Source organism: Streptomyces sp. NBC_01288 (assembly GCF_035982055.1).
Taxonomy (GTDB): Bacteria; Actinomycetota; Actinomycetes; order Streptomycetales; family Streptomycetaceae; genus Streptomyces.
Map to the genome: position 1 here is coordinate 9,591,899 of NZ_CP108427.1, position 13,813 is coordinate 9,605,711.

The window sequence follows — 13,813 nt, forward strand, 5'->3', positions numbered from 1 at the left end:
TTTCTAGAAACTATTGCTCTGTCGCTCCGGCGTGGGTCACCATGCGGTACCCCTTCTTTGGAGGTGCAGCAAGATGAAGGTCTCCCGACTCGTCAGAGCTCCCGGACCAGTCCCATCCGCCGTGCACCGCGGCATCAGCCGACGGCGAGCCATGTCCCTGGCGATCACCGCGCTGGGGGGAACGGCGCTCGCCGCCTGTTCCTCCGGCTCGGGCAGCTCGTCGTCCTCGTCCAACGTGACGCTGAACATGTGGGGCTTCGCCGAACTGTCCAAGACGCTCGTGAAGCAGTACGAACAGGCACACCCCGGCATCAAGATCCAGACCAAGATCAGTGACTACGACGCCTCGCACCAGACGCTCCTCACCGCCCTGGCCTCCGGCAAAGGCCCGGACATCGCGCAGATCGCGATCGACTACATGGGCGAATTCGTGGACCACGCCTCGGTGTTCACGGATCTGCGGAAGTTCGGTGCCGCCGCACTGAAATCCGAGTACCTGGCCTGGCGCTGGAACGGCGGCGTCGCCTCCGACGGCTCGATCGTCGGCATTCCGACCGACGTGGGCGGGATGGCGATCGCCTACCGCACCGACCTGTTCAAGAAGGCCGGGCTGCCCACCGATCCCGCCGCGGTCGGCGCCCTGTGGCCGACGTGGGAGGACTACGTCGCCACCGGCAAGAAGTACGTGGCGGCGACCGGCAAGAAGTTCATCGACAGCGGCAAGGCGGTCTTCCGCGCCGAGTCGAACCAGGGCGACCTCAAGTACGTGGACGCCGCCGGGAAGCCCGTCTACGCCACCAATCCGCAGATCAGGAAGTCCTGGGAGGACGGAGTCGCGGCCATCGACGCCGGGCTCTCCGCGAACGTCGCGACCTACACCCCGCAGTGGGACGCCGCGGTGGCCAAGGGGACCGTCGCCACCCTGATCGTGCCCGCCTGGATGCTCACCCAGGTCGAACAGCAGGCGCCCGGGACGAAGGGCAAGTGGAACATCGCGGTGCTGCCCGGCAAGGTCGGCAACGACGGCGGGTCGTTCCTGGCCATCCCCAAGAACGCGCCGCACGCGCAGCAGGCGTACGACTTCATCAAGTGGCTGGAGGCGCCGGCGCAGCAGTTGGCGCTCTTCAAGGAGAGCAACACCTTCCCGACGATTCCCGCGCTGTACACCGATCCGGCGGTCACCCGCTTCACCAGCCCCTTCTTCAGCAACGCGCCGGTCGGCAAGATCTACATCGCGAGCGTGCAGGGCATGAAACCGCATCCGGTCGGCCCGCAGGACCGCATCGTCGAGAACCAGTTCGAGAACGGGCTGGGCAGGGTCGATCAGGGCAGCCAGTCCGGCGCGAAGTCCTGGTCCCAGGTCATGTCCGATGTCAAGCGCGAGCTTCAGGGGTAGGGGCTGAGGGACGACATGACCACTTCACTGGCCTGGAAAGAACCGACCACCAGGGACCGAAGCGGTCGGGTGTCCAGCGCATGGGAACGGTTCACGCCCTACGCCTACATCGCGCCGTTCTTCCTGCTGTTCCTCGCTTTCGGACTCGGGCCGCTGCTCTTCACCGGCTGGGTGTCCCTGCACGACTGGCAGTTGCTCGGCGGGGAGAATCGTTTCGTCGGGCTGCAGAACTACTCGGACATGCTCAGCGATCCCCGGTTCTGGAAGGCGCTGCGCAACACCATCGCGATCTTCGTCCTGTCCACCGTGCCCGGCATGGGGATCGCGCTGCTCCTGGCCTCCATGCTGAACAACAGCAGCCTCAGGGCGAAGACGTTCTGGCGGATGGCGTTGCTCGTGCCCAACGTGACCCCGTTGGTCACCGTCACCCTGGTCTTCGCGTCCATCTTCGGCCGCGACTACGGCCCCGTGACCTGGATCCTCCGGTCGCTGCACCTGCCGACGGTGGACTGGGGCGCGAGCGCGATGACCGCGCAGACCGTCATCGCCATCATGGTCATCTGGCGCTGGACCGGCTACAACACCCTGATCTACCTCGCGGCGATGCAGGCGGTCCCCTCCGCCCTGTACGACTGCGCGGAGATCGACGGCGCCGGCCGCTGGACCACGTTCACCCAGGTCACGCTGCCCATGATCCGCCCGACCATCCTGTTCACCGTGGTCACCTCGACGGTCGGCGGGCTCCAGATCTTCACCGAGCCGCTGCTGTTCACCTCGCCCACCGGAGGCAACAACGGCCAGGGCCTGACCGTCACGCTGCTCATCTACGGGCAGGCGTTCAACTCCTTCAAATTCGGCTACGCCTCGGCCATCGCGGTCGCCCTGCTGTTCATCATCCTGGCCCTCGCACTGGTCAACTACGCCATGGCCCGCCTGATCAGGAGTTCCTGATGTCCGTGACGAGCAAGGAAAAGCCGAAGGCCGCGAGCGTCGGCCGACCGGTGTCGCGGGCCGCCGCGAGGTCACGGCGCCAGGCACTGGACGCCAGTCGGCGCAGCAGGCGCGGGCGGACACCCTGGTTCACCTATGTCGTGCTGGCCTTCGCGGTGCTGCTCGCGCTCATCCCCCTGTACTGGATGTTCGTCGTCGGCTCCAACGACAGCTCGGCGGTGTCCCGCTTCCCTCCGGCCCTCGTTCCCGGTGGGAACTTCGGCCACAACCTCGACGTGGTCAATTCGATGGTCCCGTTCGGACGGTCGCTCGCCAACAGCGCCATCGTCTCCGGATCCGTGGCCGTACTCCAGATGTTCTTCTGCAGTCTCGCGGGATTCGCCTTCGCCAAGCTCCGGTTCCGCGGTCGTCGCCTGCTGTTCCTGATGGTGGTCGCGACCATGGCGCTGCCCAGCCAGCTGGGCCTGGTGCCCATGTACATGATCATGTCGAAGCTGGACTGGATCGACACCTACTGGGCGCTGATCGTCCCCGGGGCGGTCTCCGCGTTCGGTGTGTTCTGGATGCGGCAGGTCATCATCGGGACCATTCCGGACGAGCTCATCGACGCCGCGAAGGCCGACGGCTGCTCGACGTTCCGCATCTACCGCTCGATCGTCGTACCCAACATCCGGGGCTCCGCCGCCGTGTTCGGGCTCTTCGCGGCGATGACCACCTGGAACGACTTCCTGTGGCCCCTGGTCGTCCTCAACACCCCGGAGATGTTCACCTCCCAGGTGGCGATCCAGCAGCTGCGCACCCAGTACACCATCGACTACTCGACCGTCATGACCGCCTCCGTGCTGGCCACGCTGCCGCTGTTGCTGCTCTTCGTGGCCGCGGGCAAGCAGTTGGTCGCCGGAATCATGGAAGGCGCGGTCAAGGGATGACCGGCGCCTGACGCGCCGTGCCCCTCGGACATTCACCCCGGTAGGTCCCGCCACGTGTGCCATCACCCCGGCGAGCCGAACCGTTCCCGAAGTCTTGACCGGATCCCTCGGGGATCCACAAGGAGAAGCCTCATGCAGAGGGTCACCATTGTCAGTTCACCGGAAGCCGGCCCGCTCACCCGGCGGGCGTGCGAAGAACTGCGCGACTTCGCCGGCAGGCTGTGGACAGCCGAGGTGGAGACGACCGAGGCGGAGACGACCGCGTCCGGACCGGCCGGGCCGGAAGGCGATGCCGCGCTGCGCATCGTGGTCGGCACACCGGAGCAACCGCAGGTGCGGGCCGCGCTCGCCGACCTCGGCGTCCGGGCATCACCGGTCGAAGCCGACTCCTACGCCCTGCGCGGCAACGGCAACCTGGTCGCGGTGGTCGGCGCCGATGACGCGGGAGTCCTCTACGGCTGCTACGAACTGCTGGAACTCCTCGGGGTCCGCTTCTACCTCAGCGGCGAGTCCCTTCCCCGCCGCGGCCCGGTGGCCGTACCGCCGGCCGCCGTCGACCGGGCTCCCGTCGTCCGGCTGCGCGGCTTCATGCCGTACACCGACTTCCTGACCGGACCGTCCACCTGGGACAAGGAGGACTACCTCCAGGTGATCGACAGCGCGGCCCGGCTGCGACTGAACCTGTTCTCCATGCACTTCTACACCTTCGAGCCGGTCGGGCAGTTCACGTTCAAGGGGCAGCGGCGGACGGAGGCCTTCTGGGACACCTCGCGCACCACCCGCTGGCACAAGCGCCCCGGCCGGGTGTCCGACTTCGTGGCCGGCCGGGAACACTTCGCCGGCTATCTCGCCGACGACACCTTCGGGGCGCGCTCGGCCATCGACGCGACCACCCCCGAGGAGCGCTTCCGCCTTGCGGAGGCCGACATCCGGGCCGCGTTCACCCATGCCAAGGAGCGGGGCATGCGCACGACCATCGGGATCGAGGTGACCGATCCGCCGCTGGAGTTCCGCGCGCTGGTCGATCCCGCCTCCCGGTTCGGCGAGGACGGCTTCGGCATCTGCCCGAGCTCCGCGGACGCCCGTGAGCTGCTGACCGGTTGGCTGACCGGCCTGGTCACCTCCTTTCCCGACGTGGACACGTACACGCTCTGGCAGTCCGAGAACGGTCCTTCGCGGTGGACGGCCGGCTGCGCCTGCGAGCGGTGCACACGGTTCCGCGCGGAGCACCCCCTGCCCCGCTACACGATCGACGATCTGCTGGGGAAGGTCAGCGCCCAGGTCTACGACGTGGAGGACATCACCGAGAGCGCGCAGACCTTCCTTCAATGGGTGCTGCTGGGACACGACATCCTGCGGGAACTCGCCCCGGACAAGCAGGTCGCCCTGGCCGGCTGGTACATCGAGCACCTCTTCCGCGACGCCGCCCCCTATCTGCCCCAGGAGGTCGTGCTGTCCTCGATGACGGAGGTCGACCCCTGGGAGGCTCCGCCCCTGCTCGACCACTACCAGGGAGTGGACCGCGAGCGCTGGCTGATCAACTGGTGGGAGATCGACTTCCGGATGTGGCTGCCCCAGCCCAAGGTCAGCGCCTACCCGGCGATCATGGACAAGGTCCGGGCCTACGGCATCGACGGCGTCATCTGGCAGCACTGGCGCACCCGGACCGTCGACGACAACGCCCGCTACACCGCCCTGCTGATGTGGCAGCCCGACCTGACACCGGACGCGTACTACCGGGACGCCTTCGGCGTCGAGTGGGGTGAGGCGGCCGCCACCGACGCGGCGGAGGCGATGCGGCTGTTCGAACGGTACGAGCAGTGGCTGTGCCACGACCTCGGATGGCAGGTCTTCGCGCAGGACTGGTACCCCCCGCTCATCAACCAGGCCCTTGAGTTCATCGGCGCGCACGGCGCCATACCGCCGCAGATCGTCGCGGACGTGGAGGCGAAACTCGCCGAGATACCGCGCATCCGGGAACGCCTCGCCGAGGTGCGCGAGGCGCTGCGGACCGCGCGGAGCAAGGCGGTCGTCCTCCGGGACGGCGACCGGCCCGGCTTCTGGGAACACCGGGTCGAGTTCTACCAGTTGTTCATCGACTGCCTGGAGCGCGTCGGCGAGGCAGCCCTGGCCTACCGGGACGCCACCTGCGGCGACCGTCCCACCGCGTCCGAGACACAGGCGCTCAAGCGGGCCTACGAAGCGCTGCGTACGGCCCCCGTCCTGGAGCTGATCCAGAAGCTGGCCGAACGGGTCGAGGACCGGGGCGACCTGGGCACCCTGGTCAACCTCAACAACGAACTGTGGACCCGCTATCGCGGTGCGCTCGACGGCATCACGCGATGGCTCAGCGACGCGGCCGTGGGCGGCCTGTGGACGCTGCGCATCCTCCCGGACGGCACCTTGCGGCCGCCGATCATGGGCCCCGACGCCCTGCGCCCCGAGGGGCAGTGGAGCTGACCTCCGCGCCGAACGAGCAACGAAGGGATGATCCCGATGAGTAGGGAACGACTCGAACGCTACAGCCTGGTCGGCCCCGAGGCCGAGCGCGCGGTGACGGCCGGGCTGGCCGGCGGGACCGACTGGTTCCGCAGTGACATGCCTCGTAAGAGGATGAAGGAACTGATGCGCCGCTCGGACCACCCGGCGATCCGTGACACGGTCATCTGGCTGGGTGTGATGGTGGCGTGCGCCGCTCTCGGCGTCGTTTTCTGGGGCGGCTGGCTCGCCGTGCCCTTCTTCCTCGTGTACGGCGTGCTGTACGGGTCCTCGTCGGACTCACGCTGGCACGAGTGCGGCCACGGCACCGCCTTCAAGAACCGCCGACTGGCCGACTCCATCTACCAGTTGGCCTCCTTCATGCTGATGCGGGACCCCACGGTGTGGCGGTGGAGCCACGCCCGGCACCACACCGACACGCTGATACTCGGCCGCGATCCGGAGATCGTGGTGATGCGGCCCGCCCGGCTGGCCAGGATCCTGGCCAACTTCTTCGGACTGGTCGACGTACCGCTGGCATTGCGCGCCATGGCCGTGCACGCGGTCGGGCGGCTCACGGCCGAGGAAGCCACGTTCATCCCGGAGTCAGAGCGCGCGAGGATCTTCCGCACGGCACGGATCTGGCTCGTCGTCTACGCGGCCATGATCGCCGCGTGTGTGCTGTCCGGCTCGATCCTGCCCGCGATGCTCATCGGCGGACCGCGCGTGTACGGCGCGTTCATGCTCAACGTCTACGGCCTCACCCAGCACGCGGGGATGGGCGAGAACGTGCTCGACCACCGGCTCAACACCCGCACGGTGCACATGTGCAGGATCAACCGGTTCCTCTACTGGAACATGAACTACCACGTCGAACACCACATGTTCCCGATGGTCCCCTACCACCGGCTGCCCGAGCTGCACGAGGAGATCAGGGGCGATCTCGCCCCCGCCTACCCGTCGCTGTGGGCGGCCTACCGGGAGATCGTCCCCGCGGTGCTGCGCCAGCTGAAGGACCCCACGTACTACATCCGCCGCGAACTGCCGCCCGGCGCCGCTCCGTACCACCCGCGGTCCGACGGACGCGCGCTCGCGCTCCAGCCCGGCTCCCAGTCCTGAGGAGGCCTTCACCATGCCTGAGTGGATCGCCGCGTGCGCCGTGGACGACGTCGACCCGGAAGACGTGATCCCCTTCCGGCACGACGGCGTGGACTACGCCATCTACCGCTCGCCGCACAACGAGTTCTTCGCCACCGCGGGCCACTGCACGCACGAACGGATGCTGCTGTGCGACGGCCTGGTGATGGACCACACCATCGAATGCCCCAAGCACAACGGCCGGTTCGACTACACCACGGGCAGGGCCGCCGGAGCACCGGTGCTCGTCGACCTGAAGACCTTCCCGGTCAAGGTCGAGGACGGCACCGTCTACCTCGGGATCGGCTAGGCCGTGGGTGCCGTGCCGGGAATGGTGGTCATCGGTGGCGGCGAGTGCGGCGCGCGGGCGGCGTTCGCACTGCGCGAGGCGGGCTGGAGCGGACCGGTCACGCTGGTCGGCGCCGAGGCCGTAGCACCGTATGAGCGCCCGCCGTTGTCGAAGTCCCTGCTGACCGAACCGCACGCGTCGGCTCCGACGACGATCTGCGACACGGAGACGCTGCGGACCGCGGGCATCGACTTCGTCGCCGGGATCGCGGCGACCGACATCGATCGCGACAGCCACGAGGTGGTACTCGCCGACGGTCAACGCATCGCGTACCAAAGGATGTTGGTGGCCACCGGAGCGACCGCCCGACGGCTGCCGCTGCCCGGCGCGGCGGTCGACGGCGTGCACCATCTGCGCAGCCACGGCGACGCGCTCGTGCTGCGGGACCGGTTGCGGCCCGGTGCGCGCGTCGGTGTGATCGGCGGCGGATTCATCGGTCTGGAGCTGGCGGCGAGTGCCACCGTGCGCGGCTGCGCGGTGACCGTGATCGAACTGGCGCCACGGTTGATGAGCCGCGGCGCGACCCCGCACCTCGCCGCCGTCGTCACCGCGCGCCACGAACAGGCCGGCGTCGAGGTGCGCTGCGGCACGGGGGTGCTCCAACTGGAGCGCCGCGACGAGGAGTTGCTGCTCGGACTGACCACCGGCGAGACGCTGGTGTGCGACACGGTCGTGGTGGGCGTCGGTGCCGAGCCGGAGACCTCGCTGGCGCGTAAGGCCGGCCTCGCCGTCGACAACGGAGTGCGGGTCGACACCCGGCTGACGACCTCCGACCCCGACATCTTCGCCGCCGGGGACTGCTGTTCATGGCCGCATCCGCTCTACGACGGCCGCCGCATCCGGCTGGAATCCTGGCGCAACGCCCAGGACCAGGGCGGCGCGGCCGCACGGAACATGCTCGGAGCCGACGAGCCGTTCACGACCGTGCCGTGGTTCTGGTCCGACCAGTACGAACTCACCCTGCAAATCGCCGGGTTGCCCGACACCGCCACGGCCGAGGTCGTCCGGCGTCGCCCCGACGGCGTCGAGATCCGCTTCGGCCTCGGGCCCGACGGGCGGCTCCTGTCGGCGAGCGCGATAGGCACCGGAAACGCCGTCGCCCAGGACATCCGGCTCGCCGAACTGCTCATCGGCCGCCGGGCGACACCGTCCCCACAAACCCTGGCGGATCCGACCGCCGCCCTCAAGGCACTGCTCAAGCAGTGCCCCCGGTAAGGAGAGGAACTCCCGTGCGCAGTACCCCATTTCCGCGCTCCGGTGAACCGATCAGCCAACTCGGCTTCGGGACCATGGGATTCGCCGGCTGGTTCGGCGACCAGAAGGAATCCGACTGGATCGACAGCCTTCTGTACGCATTGGACCGCGGGGTGTCCTTCATCGACACCGCTCGCGCCTACGGCGATTCCGAGCGCATCGTCGGAAAGGCCCTGCGGCAGTGGTCCGGGCAGCGCCCCTTCGTCGCGACGAAGATCGAGTCGCTCGCGGGCCCGCGCGGCTGGGGCACACCCGTGGCACCCGAAGTCGCCTACCCGCCGGGCCATGTCCGGGCCGGCGCCCTGCGTTCGCTCCAGGAGCTGGCGCTGGAGCAGATCGACCTCGTGCAGCTGCACATCTGGTGGCCGACCTGGGGAGTCACCGGGTACTGGATGGACGAACTGCGACAGCTCAAGGACGAGGGGCTGGTGCGGCACGTCGGCATCTCGATCCCCGACCATCGCTCCGACATGGCGCTGCCGCTGGTGGAGAGCGGTCTGATCGACTCCGTCCAGACCATCATCAACATCTTCGACCCCCTCGCCCTGGACAACCTCCTGCCCGCCTGCCGGAAGCACGACGTCGCGGTGATCGCCCGATGCGTCCTGGACGAAGGAGGGCTGACCGGCACCCTCACCGAGGACACGGTCTTCGCGGAGGACGACTACCGGAACCGGTATTTCGACGCGATCGTGCCCCGCCCGGTATATCTCGAAAAGGTCGACGCGCTACGGCGGTACGTGCCGGCCTACGCGAGTTCGCTCGCCGCGCTGGCGCTGAAGTTCGTCGTCCAGTCGCCTGGCGTCACCACCGCGATCTCCTCGATGCATGTCCGGGAATTCTGCGAGGAGAACATCGCGGCGCTCGACGAACCGCCGCTGCCCGCGGAGGTCTTCGACCAACTGCGCTTCAAGCACCGGTTCATCAAGAACTTCAACGAGACCAAGATATTCGCGGAGCAGTGAACCATGGCCTCTCACACCGAAACAGTCCGCTGGGAAGAGCTGCTGCCAAGGGAGTTCGAGCAACGGCTGGAGCAACTGCCCCTGGCCTACCTTCCGATGGGGCTGTGCGAGCCGCACGGACACATCGCCGCCTTCGGCCTCGACACCCACAAGGCGGTGTATCTCTGCGAGGAGTCCGCCCGCAGATTCGGCGGCATCGTTGCACCGACGCAGACCTATCACATCCACGAGACCGGATATCACCGGCCGTGGTTGCGGGAGGTCGTGGGTGACGTGAATCCGCGATTGGGCGGCCTGCCGCCCGACGTCGTCCTACGGCTGCTGGTCTTTCAGCTGCGGGCCTTCGTCAACGCGGGCTTCCGCGCCATCGTCGTCGTCACCGGGCACAACGCCAACCAGGCCGATCTACGGCTCGTCGCCGAGGAGTTCCGGCGCGCCCGCCCGGTCCCGGTCGTCGCCGTCAGCGACCCCGAGCTCGTGGCCGGACAGTTCGAAGGAGACCACGCGGGACGCTACGAGATCTCCCAACTGATGTACCTGCGCCCCGAACTGGTCGAGCTGGACCGCCTCGACGACCGGCACAGCAGCGCCCTGGGCCGCTTCGCCCAGGGCGAGGACGCTCACCTCGCCACCGCGAGCGAGGGCCGCGCGATCATCGAGAGCAGCCTCGCCGCACTCAAGACCATCGTCGAGAACTGCGACCCGCCCTCCGGCGTCGAGGACGCCCCCTTCATGTCCATCGACGAAGCCGAACAGGTCTGGCGGCGGGTCGCCGCCCGCACCGACGAGTGGTGCACCCTGCGGGAGGAGCAATGACCATGCCCCCACCGGCCCGGGCCGTCACGATGTGGGACTACTCCTGGCTGCTGCGCCGCTCCGGCGACGAGGCGGAGTACGCGGATGTCGAGCGGGTCCTCGACGAACTCGCCGAGCGCGGCTACGACGTCGTACGCATCGACGCCTTTCCGCACTGGATCGCCGCCGACAGCTCCGGGCGGCGGGCCGACGAGATCACCGCGCTGCCCCAGCCCTCGGGATTCATGTGGGGAAACCATTCGACCGTCACCGTCCGGCCGCGTACGGCATTGATCGAGTTCCTGGCCGGGCTGCGCAGCCGGGGAATCCAGGCGGGGCTCTCCACCTGGTTCACCCCCGACTCGACCGGCCGCGCGGCCCAGGTGGTCACTCCGGCCGATCTCGCCCGCGTCTGGTCGGAGACGCTCGGGGTGATCCGGGAAGCCGGCCTGCTCGACGCCGTGGCCTACGTCGATCTGTGCAACGAGTGGCCCGCCTGGGCCCCGGGTATCGGCAAGCACGTATTCGGAGATATCCATTCGGTGTTCGCGCTGACCGAGCTGTTCACCGACGACCAGGTTCGGCGCATCGACAGCTACCAGGAGTCGCTGACCGCGGTCAAAGGGGAATTCCCCGAAATTCCCGTCACGTTCTCGTACTACCTCCGAGGCGTCACACCGCCGTTGAGCACCGACCTGATGCGGCTTTCGACGGATGCCTTCGACCTCGCCGAACCGCATCTGTGGCTCGCCGCGGGATGCCCGCGATTCGTCGCCACGACGAAATGGACCGGTGACTTCGAGAACGACGTCCGTGGTCTCGCCGAACACCAGAACCTGGTCCAGCGGCACTACCCGGCCGAGCGGGACACGTTCCTGGCCGAACTCGCGGACCTGCTCGACGTATGGCGGGACTGGGCGGCCGAGCGCGGGTTGCCTCTGTGGACGACCGAGGGCTGGGCCTCGGTGGGCTGGTCGCCCGATCTCGTTCCCGGCTGGAGCGGGTGGGACTACGTCAAGGACGTCGCCGAGCAGGCCGTCGGCATGGCGTCGGACCGCGGCTGGCAGGGGATCTGCACGAGCAACTTCTCGCAGCCGCACCACACCGGGATGTGGGCGGACGCCGCATGGCACCGCGCGCAGACCGCCCGCATCCGGGGCAGCGCGTTCCCGGGCACTCACCCGATACCGGAAACCTTCACGGCCGTAGGCCGCCCGTCAGAGGAGACACTGTGACCACACCTCAGTGGGCCGCGGGATGCGACATCGACGCCATCCTGGCCGCGATGACCCTGCCGGAGAAGCTCGCGCAACTGACCTCGTTGTGGCCGGAGGGCAGCGGCCCGCCCGGTGAGACCGTGGCGCCGATGCAGGACGAGTTGCTCACGGACCCGGCCGGGGCCACGTCACCGCTCGAACACGGCGTGGGCCAGTTCACCCGGCCGCTCGGCAGCCGGGCGGGTGCCGTGACGGAACGGCTGGAGTTCGCCCGCGCCCTGCAACGCGACGTCGTGCGGCACAGCCGGTTCGGGATCCCGGCGCTGGTGCACGAGGAATGCCTGACCGGGCTACAGCTGTACGGCGCCGCCACCTACCCCTCCCCGCTGGCGTGGGGCGCCAGTTGGGACGCGGAGCTGGTGCGCGAGATGGGCGGACAGATCGGTTCGACCATGCGGCGGCTGAACATCCACCTGGGCCTGGCGCCGGTGCTCGACGTCGTCCGGGACCCGCGCTGGGGCCGGGTGGAGGAGTGCATCTCCGAGGACCCGTACCTGATCGGCGTCCTGGGCACGGCCTACGTCGACGGCTTGCAGTCCGCCGGGGCCGGCGCGACCCTCAAGCACTTCCTCGGCTACTCGAACTCACGCGGTGGACGCAATCTGGCGCCGGTGCACGCGGGGCCTCGCGAGATCGCCGAGGTGTTCGCGCTGCCTTTCGAAATGGTGGTCAAGAACGCCCGCCCGTCCGCGGTGATGCACTCCTACGCCGAGATCGACGGCATCCCGGTCGCCGCCGACCCACGGCTGCTCACCGAACTGCTGCGCACGCGCTGGGGATTCGAGGGCGTGGTGGTCGCCGACTACTTCGGGGTGACGTTCCTGCACACCCTGCACGACGTGGCCGCCGGCCCCGGTGACGCGGCGGTGCTCGCGCTGTCCGCGGGGATCGACGTCGAGTTGCCGGCGGGCCGCGCCTATCTGGAACCGCTCGCCGAACTCGTCCGCAAGGGCGCCTTCCCGGTGGAACTCGTGGACCGTTCGGTGCGGCGGGTCCTGCGCCACAAGCTCGAACTCGGCGTGTTCGCCGAGGCGGTTGAGGATGCCCGGGCGGTCGATCTCGACCCGCCGGCCTCTCGTGCGGTGGCCCGACGGCTCGCCGAGGAGTCGGTGATCCTGCTGAGCAATCCCCAGCGGATCCTGCCGCTGCGTCCGGTCGGCAGGGTGGCGGTGGTCGGTCCCAACGCCGACTCCGCGGAGGCCATGCTCGGCAACTACAGCTTCACCAACCACATCCAGACCCCGCCGGGCACGCCGATCGGCATCGAACTGCCCACCGTGCTGGCGGCGCTGCGCGAGCAACTGCCCGACGGGACCGAGGTCGTTCACGCGCCCGGCTGCGCGGTCCGTGCCGACGAGGAGACCGAGGCGGAGGCCGCCGACACGATCGCCGCCGCGGTGGCGGCGGCCGAGGACGCGGACGTGTGCGTCGCTGTCGTCGGCGACCGCGCGGGACTGTTCGGGCGCGGCACGGTCGGCGAGGGAAGCGACGCCGCGACGCTGCAACTGCCGGGACGGCAGCGGGCGTTGCTCGACGCACTGCTCGGCACCGGTACTCCGGTCGTGGTGGTGCTGGTCACCGGCCGGCCCTACCCGATGGGCGAGTTCGCGGACCGGGCGGCCGCGGTCGTCCAGGCGTTCTTCCCGGGCGAGGAGGGTGCCCCGGCCATCGCGGGCGTACTGACCGGGCGCGTCAACCCGAGCGGACGGCTGCCGGTCAGCATCCCCCGGGACGGCGCCGGCCAGCCCTACTCGTACCGGCATCCACGGCTCGGCGGTCCCGGCCCGGTGTCGAACGTGGACCCCAGCCCGCTGTTCGCCTTCGGGCACGGCCTGTCGTACACCACCTTCACCCGCGACGAGTTGCGTGTGACGGCCGATCGGTGGCACACCGCGGGCACGTTGCGGGTGCGGTGCCGGGTCGGTAACGACGGTGAGCGCGAGGGCGCCGACGTGGTGCAGCTCTACGTGCGCGATGTCGTCGCCTCGGTCACCCGGCCGATGCGCCAGCTGCTGGGCTGGGCGCGCGTCGAGCTGGCGCCCGGTGCAGCGCGTGTCGTCGAGTTCACGGTGCCGGCGGACCGACTCGGGTTCGTCGGACGGGAGTTGGCGTGGATCGTGGAACCCGGGGAGTTCGAGTTCTCGGTCGCGCCGTCGGCCGAGGCGACCGGGACGGGGACGACGATCGAGTTGCGGGGTCCCGTTCGTGTGCTGACCGAGGAGCGGAGTCTGCTCACGTCCGTGCGGGTGCGAGAGGACGACGCGTAACGCGGGCCCCCGGGT

The 13,813-nt window shown here is 69.0% G+C and carries 11 protein-coding genes; all 11 read left to right on the plus strand.

The features are described from left to right. Positions 1 to 151 precede the first annotated feature (151 nt). The 11 genes from OG194_RS43110 to OG194_RS43160 all read left to right on the plus strand — a co-directional run bounded on the left by OG194_RS43110 (position 152) and on the right by OG194_RS43160 (position 13,798). On the plus strand, positions 152 to 1,396 hold the full coding sequence (locus OG194_RS43110; protein WP_327406162.1) for an ABC transporter substrate-binding protein: 1,245 nt from the start codon (positions 152 to 154) through the stop codon (positions 1,394 to 1,396). 69 nt (positions 1,397 to 1,465) lie between these two features. Next, complete coding sequence (locus tag OG194_RS43115) at positions 1,466 to 2,347, plus strand: carbohydrate ABC transporter permease (protein ID WP_327406163.1); 882 nt, start codon at positions 1,466 to 1,468, stop codon at positions 2,345 to 2,347. Next, the gene (locus OG194_RS43120) at positions 2,347 to 3,276 is read left to right on the plus strand and encodes a carbohydrate ABC transporter permease (protein ID WP_327406164.1); all 930 of its coding nucleotides are present in this window, start codon (positions 2,347 to 2,349) and stop codon (positions 3,274 to 3,276) included. Before OG194_RS43115 ends, OG194_RS43120 begins: the two co-directional genes overlap by 1 nt. A 132-nt stretch (positions 3,277 to 3,408) precedes the next feature. Next, positions 3,409 to 5,736 (plus strand): alpha-glucuronidase family glycosyl hydrolase, encoded by a 2,328-nt coding sequence (locus OG194_RS43125; RefSeq protein WP_327406165.1) that lies wholly within the window; start codon positions 3,409 to 3,411, stop codon positions 5,734 to 5,736. Between the two features lie 36 nt (positions 5,737 to 5,772). Beyond that, a complete protein-coding gene (locus OG194_RS43130) occupies positions 5,773 to 6,873 on the plus strand; it encodes a fatty acid desaturase family protein (RefSeq protein ID WP_327406166.1) in 1,101 nt (366 codons plus the stop codon). Positions 6,874 to 6,886: 13 nt separating this feature from the next. Then, positions 6,887 to 7,201, plus strand: a complete 315-nt coding sequence (locus OG194_RS43135; protein WP_327406167.1) for a MocE family 2Fe-2S type ferredoxin — start codon at positions 6,887 to 6,889, stop codon at positions 7,199 to 7,201. Positions 7,202 to 7,222: 21 nt separating this feature from the next. Further along, positions 7,223 to 8,455, plus strand: coding sequence for an NAD(P)/FAD-dependent oxidoreductase (locus OG194_RS43140; RefSeq protein WP_327406168.1), 1,233 nt, complete (start codon positions 7,223 to 7,225; stop codon positions 8,453 to 8,455). Positions 8,456 to 8,469: 14 nt separating this feature from the next. Then, positions 8,470 to 9,459 carry an aldo/keto reductase gene (locus OG194_RS43145; protein ID WP_327406169.1) on the plus strand — a complete coding sequence of 330 codons (990 nt, stop codon included), beginning with the start codon at positions 8,470 to 8,472 and terminating at the stop codon, positions 9,457 to 9,459. 3 nt (positions 9,460 to 9,462) lie between these two features. Further along, on the plus strand, positions 9,463 to 10,275 hold the full coding sequence (locus OG194_RS43150) for a creatininase family protein (RefSeq protein WP_327406170.1): 813 nt from the start codon (positions 9,463 to 9,465) through the stop codon (positions 10,273 to 10,275). A 2-nt stretch (positions 10,276 to 10,277) separates the two neighbouring features. Next, positions 10,278 to 11,489 carry a cellulase-like family protein gene (locus OG194_RS43155; protein ID WP_327406171.1) on the plus strand — a complete coding sequence of 404 codons (1,212 nt, stop codon included), beginning with the start codon at positions 10,278 to 10,280 and terminating at the stop codon, positions 11,487 to 11,489. Beyond that, a complete protein-coding gene (locus tag OG194_RS43160; protein ID WP_327406172.1) occupies positions 11,486 to 13,798 on the plus strand; it encodes a glycoside hydrolase family 3 N-terminal domain-containing protein in 2,313 nt (770 codons plus the stop codon). Before OG194_RS43155 ends, OG194_RS43160 begins: the two co-directional genes overlap by 4 nt. The last annotated feature ends 15 nt before the right edge of the window (positions 13,799 to 13,813 follow it).